The organism is Trichocoleus sp. FACHB-262 (genome assembly GCF_014696035.1).
In the GTDB taxonomy this organism is placed as follows: Bacteria; Cyanobacteriota; Cyanobacteriia; order FACHB-46; family FACHB-46; genus Trichocoleus.
In genome coordinates this window covers 19190-37985 of record NZ_JACJPK010000090.1, presented here as the reverse complement: position 1 = coordinate 37985, position 18796 = coordinate 19190, and the positions used below count along the sequence as shown (strand labels likewise).

The window sequence follows — 18796 nt, the reverse complement described above, 5'->3', positions numbered from 1 at the left end:
ACCCAGACCAACTATTGTGCCTGATCATGTGCCCGATTATGTGCCCAATCATTTGCCTGCTCAGGCTCGCACTTGTTGCCGTTCTGCTTGCAAAGCTACTTCTACTTTCTGGTATTCTGCCTCCAACTGCGCCAACCATTCATTCTGAATCGCGATCGCCACCTCTGGATTCAGAGATTCTATAGTTTGGCAGATCTGACAGAGCGTGATGGCACCTAAAGTAGTGCTGGTGATTCTGAGGGTGTGGAGGGCATGCTTCAAGGCTGTGGTGTCTTGGATGGTCCAAGCGGCGGCGATCGCTTGTAAGAGTTTAGGAGTGTCTTCCAAGTAGGTGTCGATCACCTCTTGCAACAAGGCTTCTGCTTCTTCTCCGCCTAATTCGCGGAGTTCCTCTAGGGCTTTTGGATCGATCACGACCGTAGATTCTACGGTTGAATGATGTGTTTTTAAGCCTGCTTGAGGTGGACAACGGAGTAACGCCTGAATTAGTTCTTCGGTCCGAATCGGTTTAGTGATATAGTCGTCCATTCCTGCCCGGAGACAGGCTTCGCGATCGCCCTGCATGGCATTAGCGGTCATGGCGACTAGTCGCGGTCGCTGGCCCGGCGACCATAATCGACAGATATGCCGAGTCGCCGTCAAACCATCCATTTCAGGCATTTGCACATCCATCAGCACGACATCATAGGTTTGACGATGCAGCGCGTCTAGCACTTCCAAGCCATTGCCAGCGACATCGGCGCGGTAACCCATTTTTTCGAGCAGACGTAAGGCTACTTTCTGATTCACTACATTGTCCTCAGCCAGTAGGAGGCGGAGGGGATGGCGATCGCTTAAGCCTCGATCAAAAGTAGGAGTCGGCTGAGTACCGCTAAGCGGAATCGGTTGGGCTCCCATCACTTGCAAAAGCGCATTGTAAAGCTGCGTTTGTTTTACTGGTTTTGTTAAAAAGGCAGCAAACTTGGCGGCGATCGTCTGAGCATTACCTTCTGGACGGCCCAAAGACGTAAGCATCACCAACGGTAGGTGTTGGCATCCGGGTAGCTTGCGGATTTCTCCTGCCAACGTGACACCATCCATCTCTGGCATCTGCATATCTAAAATGACCAGATCAAATACTTCTTGCCGTAGGCGATCGAGCGTGGCTGCTCCAGAATCAACTGTCTCAGGCAACATCTCCCAAGACTGCGCTTGCAAGGACAAAATCTGGCGATTGGTCGCGTTGTCATCCACAATCAGCAATCGCTTGCCAGCCAACTGATCTGGAGCGGATGCCACTTGGCTGGGAACTAGCTCTGGTACGGCTTGGGCTAAAAAGGTGAAATAGAATGTTGAACCTTGATTTAACTGAGTTTCCACCCACATGCGCCCCCCCATCATCTGGGTGAGTCGTTGACTGATCACGAGACCTAGCCCAGTACCCCCATACTGTCGCGTAGTAGAAGAGTCTGCTTGGCTGAAGGATTTAAACAAGCGATCGAGGCGATCGGGTGGAATACCAATGCCTGTATCTTTGACCGCAAAGCAGATCTCATATTTTTTGCTGCTGTCTTTTGGTGTCTGTCGCCGATCAATCCGCTGCAATCGTGGATGGGTGGCTACCCCCGCCTTAACTGAAACCACGACTTCTCCAGCGTGAGTAAACTTGACTGCGTTACTCAGCAAATTAACCAAGATCTGCCGAATACGGGTGATGTCGCCGACCAAGTACTGAGGCACTTCTGGATCAATCCAGTACGCTAGCTCTAAATTTTTCTCCGAAGCTCTGGCAGCAAGCAGATCCAGGCACTCTTCAATGCAGGTGCGTAGTTGGAATGGTTGCTCCTCTAGCTCTAACTTGCCTGACTCAATCTTAGAGAAGTCCAGAATGTCGTTAATAATGGTCAGGAGGGCGTCGCCACTGCTACGGATCGTTTCCACAAAGTCCCGCTGTTGCTCGGTCAATGGTGTATCCAGCAACAACCCTGTCATCCCAATCACGGCATTCATTGGTGTCCGAATTTCGTGGCTCATCGTTGCCAAAAACTCACTTCTTGCTTTTAGCAAGGAGTTGACCCTGAGGCGATCGTGTAGAACGACAGCTCCTGTGGTTACCGTAGCCAGGACCAAAGGAGCCGCTACTGGCACCCAGTAACCTGCTTCAAACAGGAGCAAGCTGACCATACCCCAGCTCAAACAAGCACCGATCCAGATGCCAATTTGCTGACTGGTATTCCCACGACTCAGGATCCAACTGAGGCCAGGTCCAGCAATTAGTAACAACCAACTCCAATCTTGAGTTGGACGGTGTAGCCAATTTTGCTGCAAAAGATTACTGATCACAGCAGCGTGGAGATGGACACCACTAGCAGAGGGATTGCGATTGAAGGGAGTCGGCAGGGGATCAAAGCCGATCGCAGTCATGCCGACTAAGACAATTTTGCCTTGGAAAGCCGTGTCAGGCACTTGTCCCTCTAAGACGGCTGCATACGAGTAGTGCTTGAGGCCACGCACTGAACCAGGCCAATTGACCCAAAGTGGTTGGTCTAAAGGTGGGAGGCGGACAGGTTCCTGAACTAAGGAATATACTTGCACCGTCGCTAGACCCAGAGCTAGCACTCCTCTGACTTGGGGTTTAATACTGCGAGTGACACCGTCGGCATCTTCTTGTTTGAGTACATGGCCGACATCAAGTGCAGCAGTCTTTAAAGGGGGACTAATGTGCAAGAGAGCGCCAAGATAGTCCCAACCTTGGGCTAACAGAACTTGGCCTTGATCCTGCATTGCAGCTGCTAATTGGGCATCTTGTGGGCTGGGTTCTGACAAAACTACGTCAAAGGCGATCGCGCTGGGTTCGGCTTTGGTTAATCGCTGCAATAACTGCGTGTGGTACTGGCGAGGCCAAGGAAAGAGACCAAATTTTTTGATACTAGGTTCATCGATCGCGACGATGACGACACGCTCATCCCAGGCTTGGTCCCCCCGCAAGCGAAATAACAACCGATAGGATAATTGCTCTAAAGGCTGCCAAGCTCCTACTTCTAGTAGACCAACCACAATGAGAGCAGTGATGCCACCAGGTAACAGTCGCAACCCCCATTCACGGAACTGCCAATTCATAAATTTGCTGTTTCCCCAAGGGAGTTCTGACTACGGCCCGAATCCGGCGCTCTCGCGGCAGTGCAACTCTGACATCAAACTGACCTTCGCGATCGAGGCTCAGGGGTTGATCATTCACTAATACCAGATTAACAACATCCACCTGACCAGCAATTTGAGCTTGGTTGTTGCCAACGGCCTCTAGAACTTGGAGTTGCAACCGCGTGTCTTCCCGTAAGGGAGTCGGGGGTAACGGGGCTTCTCCAGGAATGACTAAACTTTGAAACCCAGCTTGGATCGGCACGCTGGCTCCTTGGGCGATCGCAGCCACTTTACCTTCCAAGGTGGCAACCCCAGTTTTACCGTCTGGCTGCACACTCACCCCGAACTCCGTGCCACGGACTGCGCTTAAACCAGCGGGGGAAAGGATTTCTAGACGGGACGCTGGATTGGTAAACTTTCTCACTTGGAGGCGGGCTTGTCCTCCACTCACTTGCAGCTTGGTGACTTGTCCGCCAGTCGCTAGCCGCTCTAGCTGTAGTACGCGGATGTTTGTATTTTCTGCAACTTTAATGAAACCAATGCCAGTATCTACGGCTAAAACTGCACTAGACTTCGCGCCAGTTTGAATACCCTCTCCTACCGCTTGAATGCGACTGCCATTGCGAGCGGGTTGAGATTTTTGGCCTTGGTAGAGGCTGACTGTCCCTTGAATCTGCCGCACCTCCAACCAACGATTCACCCGCACCTTTAAGGATTGGGCGATCGCCAAGTCAGCAATGGTCAGCAGGCTAATTCCTAATACGAATAGGAGAAGTAATTGCACCCAAGTCCGTTTCAAAGCCAGTTCCTCAGTGTTCAGCTTATTGACGTGATTGACGACGTAGACACAAGCAATGGTCCCACAGGCTGTCTAGGTTAGTAATACGCTCAGGCTGGTGTAGCTCAATTTCGCGAGTGCAGAAGTGAGGACTAACCATCTTTTAATCATGCCCAGTCGTTACCGTACGGCTACATTTAAGCTGTTATATTCTTTACCTAATCTGTAAAGAAATACATACATCAAGCGTTTGGATGGAATATTTTGGTTGGGCGATCGCTACCGATGCTTAATCAATCCTGACCCGGAAGCGCACAAAGCCAAAGTTCTGGCCAGGGGTATTAGAGATTTCTCCTAAGTTGACAATGACAGAGCCGTTGGTATTGCCCTGCGCATTAGCCGGGCAAGCATTGCCATTGGGTAAAGGCGCTAAAGGGGTAAAGAAATTTCCCTCATCGGTGTCAGCATTATTCGTCAGCGATTTCTCGGCGCTGGCTCGGTTCAGCTGTAACCCACTACCTGTACCAAAGCGATCGCGGGCAAAGGTGGTTCTGGCAGGAATGGGATCGCAGAGGCTGGCAGCGGTTGCAGGAGCTGTGCCATCAGACAGGAAGTAAAGCGTATATTCAACTGAATCTCCACTACGTAAAGACAGCGAAGTTGGTAGATTGACCTCGCCAACCGGAGACAGTTGAGCCCAGCCAGGAGCCGTATCGGTGGTATCAGTAGGATCATCCACAAAGCGATCGAACGTTTGAGTTCTGCCTCCTTGTTCCACGGCTGTAATTCGTTTGAGTAAGCGCAGTTGGGGCTCTCCTACAGGAAGTGGTTCTGGCTGAACGGGAGTCGGTTGTCTTTCCTCAGGGATGCCATCACCATTGGGGTCAGGGTTGGTGCCATTGGTGGATTCATCTTGAATGTCTGTACCTCCTGGGCTAGTACCAATACCCGTGACTGTATTGTTGAAGGGGCCAGGCTGTCCATTCGCTGCTACCTGAACACTAAAAGTTACGGTGGCTGTTTGTCCTACCGCTAAATTAGTAGTGCCTGCTAAGAGATTGGGGTCGCTGTTGCCGTTAAAAGCAGAGTTAACCGCTAGAGTGGGGCTGGTGGGAGCCGCAGTAATGGTGAAGGTAGTGGGAGGCCCAAACGTGCTGGTGAGGTTTTCGACAAGTCGCAGATTATTGATGGGGACATTGCCCAGGTTGCTGACTGTGACGGTGTAAGGCACAGTGAACACGCCATTGCCGCTGTTAACCACTGCACCTGCTTGTTTCGCAACACCGAGTTTGGGAGTTTCGCCAAAGCTAACCACAGTTGGTTGTCTTTCCTCAGGGATGCCATCACCATTGGGGTCAGGGTTGGCACCATTGGTCGATTCATCTTGAGCTGGTGTCCCTCCTGGCCCAGTGCCGGTGCCTAGAACTGTGTTGTTGAAAGGACCTAGCTGACCATTCGCTGTGACTTGAACGCTAAAGGTAACGGTGGCAGTTTGTCCCACCGCTAAAGCAGTGGTGCCCGCTAAGAGATTGGAGTCACTGTTGCCGTTAAAAGCAGGGTTGACTGCCAAGGTAGAACTCGTCGGTGCAGCAGCAATGGTGAAGGTAGTGGGAGGTCCAAATGTTGTCGTTAAGTTTTCTGCTAATTGCAGATTATTGACGGACACATTGCCGAGGTTGCTGACCGTTACGGTGTAAGGCACAGTGAAAACTCCATTACCATTGTCAACCGCTGCCCCTGCTTGTTTAGCCACGCCAATTTTTGGTGTTGCAGTCAGGGTGACTGAGGTGGGGTCATTTTCCCCTGGCTCATTCGGGATACCATTGCCATTCTGGTCAGGGTTGGTGCCTGCATCAGACGTATCTTGCACAGTGGTGTTGCCTGCATTCCCAGTGGCGATCGCGCTGTTATTGAAAGGACCCAATCCTTGGGGACCCGCTCCGGGTGTAATGGTGACATTGAATGTAATTGTGGCAGTGTCGCCTGGTTGCCCGGTTGCGGCTAGCGTATTGCCAGGAGCGAGGATGTTGCGATCGCTACTGCCATTAAAGTTGGGGTTGACGCTTAACGTTGGGCTTTGCGCTCCAGAAACGACAAAGCCAGCTGCGTTGGCAAAAGTTGTAGCTAGGTCGTCTGTAACTTGCAAATTGCTAATGGCATCGGCCCCATAGTTACGGACGGTGAGGCTATAGGGCACGGTAAAGGTGCCGTCACTGTTACTAACCGCTGTGCCTGCTGCTTTGGCGATGCCGATATTTGGGAGGCACTGTCGCAGCCCGATCGCGGTATGACCGAAATCATCCCCATTCACGGTATTGGCGCGATCAACGATCGCTAGAGTGACGTTGGTATCGGTAGGCAGCGTCGTAAAGGAGAATTGCACAGGTAGCCATTCGCCGCCTAGACCATTGGGAGCGCTGCGCGGCACAGAGATTTGAGGACCGAGGTCAAAAGCGGTGTTGCCTCGTTTAATTTGTAATTGAATTTCTGGGTTGACTGCTCTGGGATCAGCGGTAGCGCTTAGGAGATTGTCAAAGTAGGCAATAAAGTTATAGGTCGTGTTGGGAGTAACCGTTACTGTTTGCTGCCAAATGGTGGGATTGGAGAATGTGTTGGCATCAGTCCTAGACCCAAGCGACCTGCCCTGTAAATCTTCGTTGGGATTGGAATAAAGAAACGTATTGGATGCAGGTGCTCCGTTAGCTGGATCACCTGGAAAAACTGGGATTTCCTGTCTACTGACTACAACGCCATTGGCATAGGTAACTGGCCCAGTTTGAATGGAGATGCCGCCTAGTGGCCCCTCCGGTCCTAAAGGACCATTCACTCCTCGGTCATCGGGATAAACCGCATCGCCTCGATAGGGCAAATCACTGCTGAAGCCTGCGGCGGGGTTAATATTTGGCTCAGCTCCTCCCCCTAAGATGCTGTAGTTACCGTTAAACACTAGGTTGTCAGCCCCCAGAGTTGTGCCGACTGGACACTTGGCCCCGAGTGGCGTGACTTGAGCTGAAGCGCTTCCTGCAAAAGGTTCGAGGCTAGCCACAACGAAGGGAACGATGAGGGCTACGCGAGTTAGGCGACGCAGTGCGGGTACGGCAGACATAGCTAAATTAATTCACTCCTCTGACTGGTTGCTGGCAGTGCTATGGGTTGGTGTTTGGCATGGGCGCAACGGGAGCCAAGGCTGTCGGGTTCACTTGGGATTCCTGCTGCTGACGGGGAGTAGTTTTTTGCAGACCAAAGCCATCAAACAGTTCATTTAGTTTTAGGTTTAAGCCCAAGTACAGGCCACCACGAGAGCGATCGCCGTTGAAGTCGCGATCGTCTACATCACCGAAACTATATCCGGCGGCCAGTCGTAGATTTGGGGTGAGATAGTAGCCCGCTTCCACCACCCAACCCAGTTCGCTGTAGTCGGTGGCAGGCTGAGTGAGCCAACGGACTTCTCCAACTACATCCATGCGATAGCCCAAGCGGTAAGTGGTGCGTAATTGCGCCAAAGAAATGGTGTTGGTGTTGGATAAGTCTTGGGCGCGGTAGGAGGTGCTGTTTCGTAGCGCGTACTTACCGTAGAACTCCCAGCGCCAATCGGGAGCGTAAATGGCTTCTGCGGCAAATAAGTGATCAGTGGCGTCATCATCGCGTCGCCCAAACAGAAAGGTTTCTGGGGAAGTAGCAGGGTTAAGGCGGTACTCATAGCGCAGCAGAGCATTAAAGCGATCGCTCCGAGGATCGCGGTAGGCCAGACCCAGCTTCAGATTGGCTGTATCTCCTAAAACTGCTAGGAGTTGATTGGAAGCGCTGGCTTGCTGGTAACGCGCCAAGGCTGTAAGAGCAGGAGAAACTTTCCCGGCGGCAGCGGCGGAAATCACTGTATTGCTTCCGGCTGACGAGGTGCGATGCTCAAAGCGGGCGCTGGCTTTGAGATTGGGGTTGTCGGTGTATTCCAGTCCCACGCCATAACTATCGCCAGAGAGCAACCCTAATGCCGCAGCACCCTGACCTGTAGCAAAGGGTTGGGCAAAGCGTTCTCCGGCGGCAGTACGTCCAAACAAATTGCTAAAGATATGCTCATAGCTCAAGTTCAGGCGCAAGCCAGGAGCGATCGCCCAGCGATGATTTAAGCCAACTGCCCCTTGTCCAGTAAAGCCATTGAACCCACTCAGGACGGAGTAGCGTCCAGTGATGCTGGTGTTTTCTGAGAAGTAATGCTCCAGAATCGTATCAAGGCTGGTAATGGAGGTATCTCCTAGCAAGCCACCGGAAGAGAATTGATGCGCTAAGCGAACTGTCACACCCGGATAAGCCGCCCAATCTAAGCCGAAGGTGGTGCGATCGGGATAAAGGGGGTCAATGTCGCCTAGATTCAGTTCATTTTGGGCTTTGAAAGTTAAGCTTTCCGTTAAGGGCAGACCGAAGCGAGAGACCAGTTGGCTAGCGTCACCCTCAAAGAGTTCGGGGGTAGCGCGGTCTTCACGATCGCGGTTCAACCACTCCAGACTTAAATCTGCTGAGCCGAGCTTTTGCTGAATACCTGCACTGAAAGTGGTTAAGGTATTGTTGACGGCGCTCCCTGGAATTGGCTCAGGCGCAGGGTTAAACAAATCTGGAATGGTCGTGCGTACCAGCGGCGCAATCCCGTAGTTAGTCTCGCGATCGAACAAGAAGCTGAGTTTTGTGGTCTCACTCAAGGCTGTGGCTAATGCCGCACCGTAGCGAGTTTGTCCAGGAGTAAAGCTAACGGTGGCATTGTTATTGAAGCCTTCATCCACCGAGCGATAGTAAGCTTGACCTGCGATCGCGGAGGTGATCTTGCCGGAAAGTTCTAGGCGATAGGCCGATCCTGTGAGGTTGCCGCGAAATAGCGAGTCATAATTAGAGCGCGCCACCTCACCCACCAGTTGCCCATCAGTGCCGAGGGGAAAGAAGAAATCCAGGCCGTACAGTTCAAAGTCTTGTGCCCCTTGGTCTTCGCGTAGATAGCTAAACCCTGTCCAACTTTCGCGATCGAACTCTCGTGAGAAGTTGTACTGGAGCCGTCCGGCGTAGAGATTGGTATCGCCGTCACCAGCGGTTTCGTGCTGGTAAGTGACGACAATGCGACGGACTAAGCTCTGGCCTAGCGGGTTGAGTTCTACCGCCAGAATCGGACGACGGAATATCAAAGAGCCGCGATCGTAGTCAATTTCGTAGTCAGGGCCGCGATTTAGAGATTTGCGCTCTAGGACGGTGCCCGGACGATTAATTTCTTCGGTTTCGAGAAAAACGTTTTCGCTACCAGGGATGACTAAGCGACGAGACAAGAAGTAGTAACCACTGGTCCCATCTGGCACCAAAGTATCTCGCTGAAACCCTTGAATGTTGTTGCCATACAACAGCGTAGCTTGCAAATTGCCCAGGTTGTAGTTGCCCTTAAAGCCATGCAACTGCCGGTTCGTCGCGGTGAACAACTGCGAAGTTCGAGCAAACTCTAGGGTGTTGTAATCGCCCCACATGCCGTAGTCTGGCTCTGCCCCTGCCACGGGAGACGTGCGCTCAAAGCGGAGATACACACTATCGGTAGAAGGCGTGAGATAAGTCGAGGTAGAACTGTCGCCGTAAACTGGGTAGTTCTGCTCACAAAACTGGATATCTCGGAACAGTCGATTAGTGCCATCGCAAGTTTCGTTCAGCGATCGCTGGCTATTATAGGCTCCGGTAAACAACCACTCCCCGACTGCACCAATGCCAAACACCGCCACATTCACATCAACGCGGGTGTCGTCATCGAGCAGTTCTGGGTCTAAAAAGTCGCGGAAACTGTCGTAGAAGTCGGTGCCCCCTGGCCCAATTCGCAGATTGACCGAACCCGTGACCAAGGAGGGACGTAGGTTCGTAATGAACTCAACTTGGGTATAGGCTTCAACTTCTTCTGGTTGCCAAGTAGAAGTGACAAGTCCTCCAGTCGGTTGCAGTAAAGCTTCGGTTTCTGGCGATCGCTCCGACTCGTCTTCTAGGTCTACAGCTGCTCGGACTCTAACTTTTTGAGCTTCTAAGCTGGACTGTAGTTGGGCCGTAAACTGCCCTTGTTGCACCACAACCTGAAAACCAGGGCGATCGCGGTCTTGATCGGCTCCGACAAACTGACCCGCGCTAGCCGTGAGCGTGGCGATCGCGTTGATCGAAATTAATTCACCTTGCTCATTTAAGAGGCGACCTTGCAGCGTCACGGTAGAACGACCATCAGCAATCACACGAGGATCATCAACCGAAGCGATTTCTAGGCGAATCGCGCTGGTTTTGTCAGAGCTAACTGCTGGCAGAGTGGGGACTGTAGCGTCAGGGGAGCTGCTGGCTGGACTCGTTGGGCCGTTACTAGCTGGGTTTTCTGATGCCTCAGGACTTTGGGATTCTGGGGAATTTTCAGTCGTCTGCGCGGTGAGTGGCGGTAACTCTACGCTAGGTACAGGAGCAATCAAACCTGAGGGCTTAGCGTCACCGATGTTTGAGCTAGGTTCGCTTTGAAACTCTGCTAATTCAGAAGAATTCGCGATCGCAAAACCAGTTTTGTCCGGATCAAACTGGATCGAGTCTGTAGAGATAAATGAAACTGCAGCAGGCTGCCCTGGAGGCTCTGGTAGCTGTAAGGATTGAGATTGTATTGAGGGCTGAAGCACCTCAGTGCCGTGCACAGGAGCCGTAATGCCCAGCGCTCCTACAGCAGTGGTCAATAAACTTAGACGAATGATCGCCTTGCTCGAAAGAGCTGTCCCTCTCATATATTTGGTCCGCCAATAGTAGAGCGAATCGCTAAAAATGCTGCTCCTAAAACCCAGAGCCGAGCATGAAATGAAGGAACACCCGATGGCAATCAGCAAAAACAGTTAAGCAGTCTAGCTAAGACAGCGCTCCTGTTCCAGTACATCCACTGAGAGATGCAGCAAGGGCAATAGACTATCAGTCTCTGTGTACTGCTGTCAAACCTTGTAAGGGTTTGCTCCGCAACTGGGCTGCGAAAGATTTAGGCAAAACTTGGCTACCGAGTGGATTGTTCGCCAAAGGCTGGAGTGACTGCAAAATTCATGCGAGCTAGGCCACCGGGTGACAAGCGAACTAGCCGAGATTGGCTATTGGCCTCAATTCGGTAAAGATTGGGCGCGAGCGTATAGCCCGGTAAGCTGCTCAAGTCAATGGCTCCGGTGCGGTTGCCAGCGATCACATTAGCCACTGAAAACAAGCCATTTGGGTCGGTGACAATACGATTGCCATCATCCATAAAGACGACCGCATTGGGAACTCCCGGTTCTCCTGGTTGCTGTTCGCCGTCAAAGTTTTTATCCACAAAGACTCGTCCCAGAATCGTGCCACAATCGGACAGGATACCAGGGCGAATCCTGACCAGGAAACTGGCAGTGTTGCTCCGGATCTCACGGGTACCCGTGTTGCCGATCGCGGAAGCTAGGTTGCGACCACTGCCTCGAATCGCGTCAGGAGTTAAAACCACTGAGTAGGTGAGGTTAAGAGTTTGCTGGGGCGCGAGACCATTGGGAACGGCGATCGCGATGGTGCGATTGTTAGTGGTTGGTTCTGGCAGAGCGACTGGGGTTGAAGTTGTGCCACTGCCCACTGTGCCTTGCAGAGACTTACCCACGAATTGCATACCTAGTGGCAACACGTCCTGTACAACTAAATTGTTAACAGCGGCTGTACCTGTATTGCGAACTAGCAAACGGTAGGTGACAGTATCTCCGGGTTCGGCGGCAGAGCGATCGCCTGTTTTCACCACTTCTAGATCTGCGACATCCGTTACAGCGGTAAACGTCGTGGGATTGGAAGGCACCGTTCTAGGCGTGTCGCTATTGGGCGCTCTGAAGATGACAGAACCTGTGTTAGAAATTTGTAGCGTTTCCTGAGTTACGCCTGGTAGAACCTGAAGTAGCGCTACTCCGGGTAGAAGCATGGTCAAAAGCCAATGCCTGTGTTGCCACAGCGGTATCAACCCTTTCATTCGATTTGTTCTAACTCGTAGATGTTGAAGTGATTTCCCTAGCAGAGCCCTTGATGGCGGGAAGGCGATCGCTACAAATCTCCTCAACCTACCGCAAGATTACAGTAGGTGCAAGCTAGCGCTTCTCTGAGGTCACACTTACCTCCGATCGCTCGCCAAATTAAGGGTTCTGAAGTTATTACTTCTCTAATCAGAACTAATGACTATCTTTAAGCTTCGACAAAATTCCTCAATGGCTCGCAAACCTTGAGCGGGAGTGCCATCGGCTAAACGCTTGACGAAGGCGCTGCCGACAATTACTGCATCTGCGCCCCAATCCATGACTTGCCGCGCATGTTCTGGCTGGGAAATCCCAAACCCCACGCCAATCGGTTTGTCGGTAATGGTGCGCAAATCCATCAAGATGTCTTGGGCGCGAGACTCCAGTTCGGTGCGAATTCCGGTCACACCTGTGACGCTCACCAGATAAATAAAGCCTTGAGCTTGTCGCGCGATCGCCTCAATTCGCTCTCTAGGGCTAGTGGGAGCCACCAACAACACCACCTCAACTCCTAGATTGGCCGCTGTTTGAATCAGTGTCTCCGATTCTTCTAACGGTAAATCTGGCACCACCAAGCCTTTGACCCCAGCATCCGCAATCTGCTTGAGGAAGTTCTCGATACCTTGGTTCAGGATCGGGTTGTAATAAGTGAACAAAACGATTGGCGATCGCAGTTCTGGGCTGACTTGCCGCACCATTTCCAAGACTGCCTCTAACCGAGTGCCCCGCTGTAAGGCGCGAGTCGCAGCCGCTTGGATGACAGGCCCATCCGCCAGAGGATCAGAATAGGGCACGCCCAACTCAATTAAGTCGGCACCGCTACGGTCCAAGACCCGGAGCGCTTCCGCCGTTGTGGCTAAATCAGGGTCTCCGGCTGTGATGAAGGGGATCAGAGCACATTGACCGCGATCGCGGAGGGATTCAAAACACTGAGAAACCGAAATCATCCGAATAAATTTGCTTACAGGTTAACCAACTATCAAAGCTAGCTGATTTTAGGTAAGTTACCTAATTTGATCAGCCAGTAAGTTTCCCAGCGCCTGTGAGGGTTTAGATCTGCGTTTGGGCTGAATCCTGAGCTGAGGATTGCTGTTCTTGCTCAATCTCTGCCTGGATTTGCGCCAATTCTTCTGGCGTCAGTTCTTCCAAGCGCTTCTGCAAGACTGCTTCTCGATAGTCCTTGACCTGCTGGTTGAACGTCATCTTGTGCGTCAGTGCTCTTAACAGATAAGTCAGCAACCAACCCACCAGTCCAGCCACCAGAACTGCTTGGCTCCAAATGCCTGCCTCTACACTATCTAGCCCAATGAACTGTAGTAGCAAGTACACCAAGCCACCCGCCACAAAAATGGCTAGACCAATCCCAAGAACGTCAATGCGCCGCATCTATGCCTGCCAATAAAAACCCATTTATGCTTCAATCTGCCGTTTCTGGGGCCGAAAGTTGAGGAACGGCGCTAAAACCAAAAGGCCAGGAAAGAAAAAGAAAACTAGAAAGTACATAAAAGCTCGCTCAAAAGAGCTTGCGACATGCCAGCGTTTTTGTAGGTAAAAGAACAAAGCTAACGGGGCAACAACCAAGTAAGCGCCGCCTAAAGCTGCGTACAAAGACAAAGTCAGGATGGAGTCCGAAGAAAGTGCACTCAACATAGAGGTTGGAAGCTACTAAACAATAGGGGTCTCGCTAGTCGTCTCAGCTAGTTACCTGACTGAGCGGTGTCAGCTCAATGAAAGCTGCTTGCAATCTTTTTCATTATCCTACGTGGATTTGACGTTTGCTGTCGATCTCATGGCTGATCTGACTTCTGCCTATTGGACTGGTTCGGCGATCGCCTCAGTGTTAGTCCGAGTTAGTCCGACGAGTTATTGGCGGTGCGATCGCTCTAACCACCCGTAATTGGAGAAACTTCTGCAATTTTGCTCGTAAATCTTGCATAAATTCCCCATTTGATGTCCAATAAACAAGGTGCCCTGCAAAAACAATTGCAGGTCTGCTGAGGTGGAACATGCTATCCACGACACTTAGCAGTGCTTTACTGACTTTCAGTGAGCTCAAGGCGCATCAAACGGGGGTGTGGCGGAATGGCAGACGCTACGGACTTAAAAAATTGAGCCTTATCAGAGAAATTTGATAAGTGGATGCTCTCAAACTCAGGGAAACCTAAATCTAGCCGTGATAACGGTAGACATGGCAATCCTGAGCCAAGCCGATTAAATTGCAATGAGTGGCAACTTAACCTTGTTCTCATCTGTCAAATCTGATCGGAAGGTGCAGAGGCCCGACGGGAGCTACCCTAACGTTAAGTCGAGGGTAAAGGGAGGGTCCAATTCTCAAAGCCCATCTCTGTAGAAACTTAGTTTTTATAGAGGGTAGTAGTGAAAACTACAGGAGAATGAAAATCCGTTGACCGCAAGGTCGTGAGGGTTCAAGTCCCTCCACCCCCATCAAAACAAACCCCATCAAAAAAAGTTGTCATTCGTGGCCAAGTAGTTACGACTGCTAGAGCGAACCCAGCAGTTTCACCGAACTACGAATTTAAGTGTTCCACTTTTTTGCAGGTGGATTGTAAGGTTGCGATCGCCCTGGAAGAATGGGCTGAACTGCCCGTAATTCTGGCGGCTTACAGGCATTCGTTGGTATCCTTTAAGCCCTAGAAGCTACACCTAAAGTTAGTCAGGCTGAACGTACTGCACTTAGTCCGAAGGGGTGAACTACTTTCAGCAGGCTCTCCTTTATCATGGCTAATGAATTAAATAACTTTACCTCTACTGATAACTGGCTGTTCTAAAAAACACATCATTCAGAGTGAAGCGGGTAGACTGGATTGATAGGGGCTTCACTGCTGACAACTCAAGAGCCACTTTTTTAGGCTCAAACTTACAGGTTGCACTACTTTGGCGGAAATAATGGGCAAACAAAAGACTTTAGAGTAAGCTGATATCTTCTTATACAAGGTGCCAATAGTGCACTCTTAGCAACTATTCCTTCACCTCGAATCGTATTTGAGTTCTGTAATAATGACTGGGGACGTTTTGACAAGCGATCGCCACAATGACTCTTCTGGCAAGCTTCATAAATCCAAGCGCAGCACGCAACAAGCTCAGGAAGTTTTGTTCAACTTTTTGTTGGAAATCGTCAATGCGCGCCCCCCGGAAGATGTTCTTTTAGAATTTCAGCGTCTCTTCATTCATCACGCCGATTCTAGTAGTTCTGCGGTTGTTCCTGCTTTATACGAAATTGTTTTTGCCAATAACGAAGAAGAGTTTAGAAATACTCTAAAGCGCTCTTGCTACATTCTGGTTAACAACTGGGGTACGAAGCGGCAGCACAAAGCAATTCAAGATTTAATTCAAGTTTTTTCTGATCCATCCATTACTCGACACACAGTTTCTCCAACTTTAAAGCGGTTGAGAACCTGGACTTTAAACTTTGTTAATAGCCAAGATTTTGAAGAGCTTAAGTTATTTGTCTCTCGGTATGATGATCAGGACGGTCACTGGACACAAAGATATACTGCGTTTCTTCTAGTGCCTCAATTTGTTGACCTAAAAAATCCTATTGAGCAACGAGAAGCAGCCAGAGCGCTTTCTAGGCAGTTAAAGGACCGCTTCAAGTTTGACTTGGCGATGTATATTGCTAGATCGCAGTCATCTACTTTAGGCAGTAAAGCTCCCAAAAATCCCACCGCTTTAGGGGATGAAGTAATCCGCTTGACGAAAGCGATTGTTGCCAGACGAGGGCCTTTTAATTATGCCAATGTGGCTAACATCTTTCTCAAGCAAACTCAACAATCAACTTATAAAGAATTTAAGGCTAGCTTACAAGAGTATTTAGCCTTTGCAGTTGAGAATCAAGACTTTGTGGATACGCTACGAAAAAGGCTATCTGAGAAGTTTGATTCTCTTTATGAAAACTACCACGATGAAGTTTTAAGCAGCGCGCTCTTACTCAGAACCTGTAATCGAGTCATTGAGTATTTAACAATTGAACAAAAAGGAGAACCCTCTCCCCTATTTGCCTTATTACTATCTCAGGGAAATCCTCTCACATTAGTTATTGTTTTACTAAAGTTGATTTTGATTTGTAGTCATGCTCGAACTCACCTAGAAGCTTGTATTGCTGAGTTGGTGCGTTACTACGAAGGTTTCTCGGAAGAAGAGTGTCAGTGGGTGATCACTTTCATGGAAGTATTTAATATCACTTTTGCTATTTATGCCGAGAATGTTGAGTATAACCTGATTAAAATGAACCATAAAAAGCAAGATACCTATGAAATATCTCACACCGATTTAGACACTTACAAAATTTTCTCCCAGCTCAAGAGTGACAACTCTTTAGAACTAGCTGCTGAGCTTGAGTTCCTGCCCGAAGCATCGGAAATCGAAAGCAATAAACTCGATTTGCTAGACGGAAAGTAGAGCGTAGCCTTGAATTGAGCTTAGTCAGACTATTGATTGTTTTTATTTCCGAGGAGTGCTCAACCAAGCAAGCCCAGCGCCAATAGACTCGGCCAGAATGCTGATGAGGCGATACAAGGCAACTACGCTCAAGAGCAAACCTGGAGAAAATTGCCGCCCTAATAAAGCGATCGCCGTGGCTTCAAAAACCCCAATTCCTCCAGGGGCTCCGGGCACGACCAACCCTAATAGCCAAGCTAGAGCAAAGGCGCTGAAGAGGGGAGGAATTTGGCTGGCATTCAAAGGACTAATGGCGAGAAAAGTCAGAAGGAAACCAGCGCCTCGGATGCCCACAAAGCCCATCTCTCCCAGTAAAGGTCGGATGGGGTAGCGAGCGATGCGAAGGCTGGAGGAGTTACCTGAAGCATCAGTCGCCTTACCCTTCAAGCGGCTGAGCAATTGAATGCCGAGATTGAGAATTCTAGGATGAACACTAGCCAGCACTACGAATAAGCTGACAATCTGCCAGCCCCAACTAGCGCTGCGATTCCCGACCAGAGCAATCAATAAGGCTGCCGCTGCCATCAATAGAGGTTCTAGTAAAACGCTTAAAGTGGCTGCACCCAGCGAAATACCTACAGCGGTAGCGGCTTGAGTGCGTCCATAAAAGTGCCAGATGTTGCCTGGAAGGTATTTGGCAATGTTGGTTCTGAGGTAGACCGCTACTGCCCAGAAGCCACTGACGGGTTGGTTGAGCTCCTGCAAAATCCAACCCCAAACCCAACCCGACCAAACATGGGCAATCAACGTCACACCCAGCGCGATCGCCAAATAAAGCCAACCTGTTGCTTCTAGGCGAATAGCAACCACGTCCTCCCAATGATCTTTTAGCGCTTTTGCTAAAAAAATCAGGGTGCCACCCAGGACAACCCATCGTAGATAAGGCTTGAGGCGGGCACCAATTTGCTTCATGATGTATGACTTTGGTGGAGAGGGGCGATCGCCAGATATTGCTAAATGCAATCAGCCATATCTTAATCGTTGCTCCCCTGCCTAGTCACCTTCATCTCTTGCATTTCTTCCCTCATCTTCTCTGGGATTTCCGATAAATCATAAATTGATCAGTTCTTCAGCGATCGAGGGATGTAGACCCATCGTTTGATTGAGTTGGGGTTTCGTGACACCCAGCCGCATGGCGATCGCTAGGCATTGAATGATTTCGGTTGCATGTTCACCAATTAGATGCGCTCCCACCACCCGTTGCGATTGAGCTTCAACCACTAATTTCAGTAGCCCTGGTTCATGGCGGGGAGTCAACTTTTGCGAGAGAGGCCGAATCTCACTTCGGTAGCACTGCACCGCTTCACCGAATTGCACACGTGCCTCGGCCTCGCTGAGACCTACCGTTGCCGCTTCAGGCTGAAAACCTACTGAAACCGGAATTAAGTTGTAATCGACTGCGTGGGGTTGGGGGCCAAATTCCGTATCTGCCATGGCTCGTCCAGAGGCGATCGCGACAGGTGTGAGACTAGTGCGAGAGGTACAATCTCCGATCGCGAAAATGTTGGGTTGGGTCGTGCGGCTATATTCATCTACCGCGATCGTGCCTTGAGGTGTAAGCTGAACTCCAGCTTTTTCTAGCCGCAAACCTTGAGTTTTGGGGTGGCGCTGAGTAGCTGCAACCACAACATCAACGGTTAGAGTCTCATCGCGATCGGAGAGCGTTAGCTCCAAACCTGCCGAACCGCGCTCTACTTTTAATAACTGGCTGTGACAGCGAAAGCTGACTCCGCGCCGAGCCAGACCTGCCTGCACAGCACTGGCTAGCTCATGGTCACAGTCAGCCAAGATAGAGTCGGATGGAATTACTTGAAACACTTGGGAACCTAAGCTGTTTAAGCTGCTAGCCGATTTCACGCCAATATAATTGTCTCCAATGATCGCAAGTCGTTGAGGCAACTCAGGCAAATTAAACAGCTCACGGGAAGTTATCAAATGTTCTGCGCCTGGGATGGGCAGTTGATCCCACTCAGCTCCCGCGGAGATCAAAATTTTGGCAGCTGTCACTGATTGCTCTCCCACCTGCAAGGTATGAGCATCTACAAAGACCGCTTGACCTAGAATGACAGCTATTTTGCCAGAGTCGAGATGCCGCTGATGGACTTGGTGCAGCTTTTCAATTTGCTGGTTTTTGGCTTGCACAAACTTGGCCCAACTAAATGAACCGGGTGCGGTGTTCCAGCCATATCCCGCTGCATCCGAGCAAACGTCGGCAAAACTAGCGGCGTAGTTCAGTAGTCTTTCTGGAACACAGCCATGATTGACGCAAGTGCCTCCGACTGTTCCTAATTCTGCGATCGCCACTCGCGCTCCGTAAGTCGTTGCCCGCTCAGCCGCTGCCAAGCCACCAGAACCCGCCCCAATGACGAGTAGATCGTAGTCAAAGGCCATGATCCAGAATTGCTCCGAT

At 50.5% G+C, this 18796-nt stretch carries 12 protein-coding genes and 1 tRNA gene; 3 read left to right on the top strand and 10 right to left on the bottom strand.

All coding sequences use genetic code 11. The features are described from left to right. Window positions 1–60: 60 nt before the first annotated feature. The 8 genes from H6F68_RS20645 to ndhL form a co-directional block, all read right to left on the bottom strand. A complete protein-coding gene (locus H6F68_RS20645; RefSeq protein ID WP_190561905.1) occupies window positions 61–3099 on the bottom strand; it encodes a CHASE2 domain-containing protein in 3039 nt (1012 codons plus the stop codon). Then, complete coding sequence (locus tag H6F68_RS20640; protein ID WP_190561903.1) at window positions 3080–3919, bottom strand: FecR domain-containing protein; 840 nt, start codon at window positions 3917–3919, stop codon at window positions 3080–3082. Before H6F68_RS20640 ends, H6F68_RS20645 begins: the two co-directional genes overlap by 20 nt. A gap of 268 nt (window positions 3920–4187) precedes the next feature. After that, a complete protein-coding gene (locus tag H6F68_RS20635) occupies window positions 4188–7004 on the bottom strand; it encodes a hypothetical protein (RefSeq protein WP_190561901.1) in 2817 nt (938 codons plus the stop codon). A gap of 40 nt (window positions 7005–7044) precedes the next feature. Continuing rightward, window positions 7045–10659 carry a hypothetical protein gene (locus tag H6F68_RS20630; protein WP_190553349.1) on the bottom strand — a complete coding sequence of 1205 codons (3615 nt, stop codon included), beginning with the start codon at window positions 10657–10659 and terminating at the stop codon, window positions 7045–7047. A 257-nt stretch (window positions 10660–10916) separates the two neighbouring features. Continuing rightward, on the bottom strand, window positions 10917–11888 hold the full coding sequence (locus tag H6F68_RS20625; RefSeq protein ID WP_190441038.1) for a DUF11 domain-containing protein: 972 nt from the start codon (window positions 11886–11888) through the stop codon (window positions 10917–10919). A 186-nt stretch (window positions 11889–12074) separates the two neighbouring features. Then, entirely contained in the window at window positions 12075–12875 is an 801-nt protein-coding gene (gene trpA / locus H6F68_RS20620; RefSeq protein ID WP_190561899.1) for a tryptophan synthase subunit alpha, read from the bottom strand. Between the two features lie 103 nt (window positions 12876–12978). Further along, a complete protein-coding gene (locus H6F68_RS20615) occupies window positions 12979–13314 on the bottom strand; it encodes a DUF3007 family protein (RefSeq protein WP_190561897.1) in 336 nt (111 codons plus the stop codon). 24 nt (window positions 13315–13338) lie between these two features. Then, window positions 13339–13578, bottom strand: coding sequence for an NAD(P)H-quinone oxidoreductase subunit L (gene ndhL, locus H6F68_RS20610; RefSeq protein WP_190441027.1), 240 nt, complete (start codon window positions 13576–13578; stop codon window positions 13339–13341). A gap of 88 nt (window positions 13579–13666) precedes the next feature. On the opposite strand from ndhL, the gene H6F68_RS28730 reads away from it, so the two are divergent. From H6F68_RS28730 to H6F68_RS20600, 3 genes are all read left to right on the top strand, one after another. Further along, window positions 13667–13825, top strand: a complete 159-nt coding sequence (locus H6F68_RS28730) for a hypothetical protein (protein ID WP_206755545.1) — start codon at window positions 13667–13669, stop codon at window positions 13823–13825. A 469-nt stretch (window positions 13826–14294) separates the two neighbouring features. Then, window positions 14295–14373, top strand: a tRNA-Phe gene (locus H6F68_RS20605). A 573-nt stretch (window positions 14374–14946) separates the two neighbouring features. Continuing rightward, window positions 14947–16347 (top strand): hypothetical protein, encoded by a 1401-nt coding sequence (locus tag H6F68_RS20600; RefSeq protein ID WP_190561895.1) that lies wholly within the window; start codon window positions 14947–14949, stop codon window positions 16345–16347. A 42-nt stretch (window positions 16348–16389) separates the two neighbouring features. On the opposite strand, the gene H6F68_RS20595 is transcribed toward H6F68_RS20600, so the two are convergent. Next, entirely contained in the window at window positions 16390–17349 is a 960-nt protein-coding gene (locus H6F68_RS20595; protein ID WP_242065592.1) for a YbhN family protein, read from the bottom strand. A gap of 87 nt (window positions 17350–17436) precedes the next feature. Next, window positions 17437–18777: a glutathione-disulfide reductase gene (gene gorA / locus H6F68_RS20590; protein ID WP_190561893.1), complete on the bottom strand. Its 1341-nt coding sequence runs from the start codon at window positions 18775–18777 to the stop codon at window positions 17437–17439. Window positions 18778–18796 lie beyond the last annotated feature (19 nt).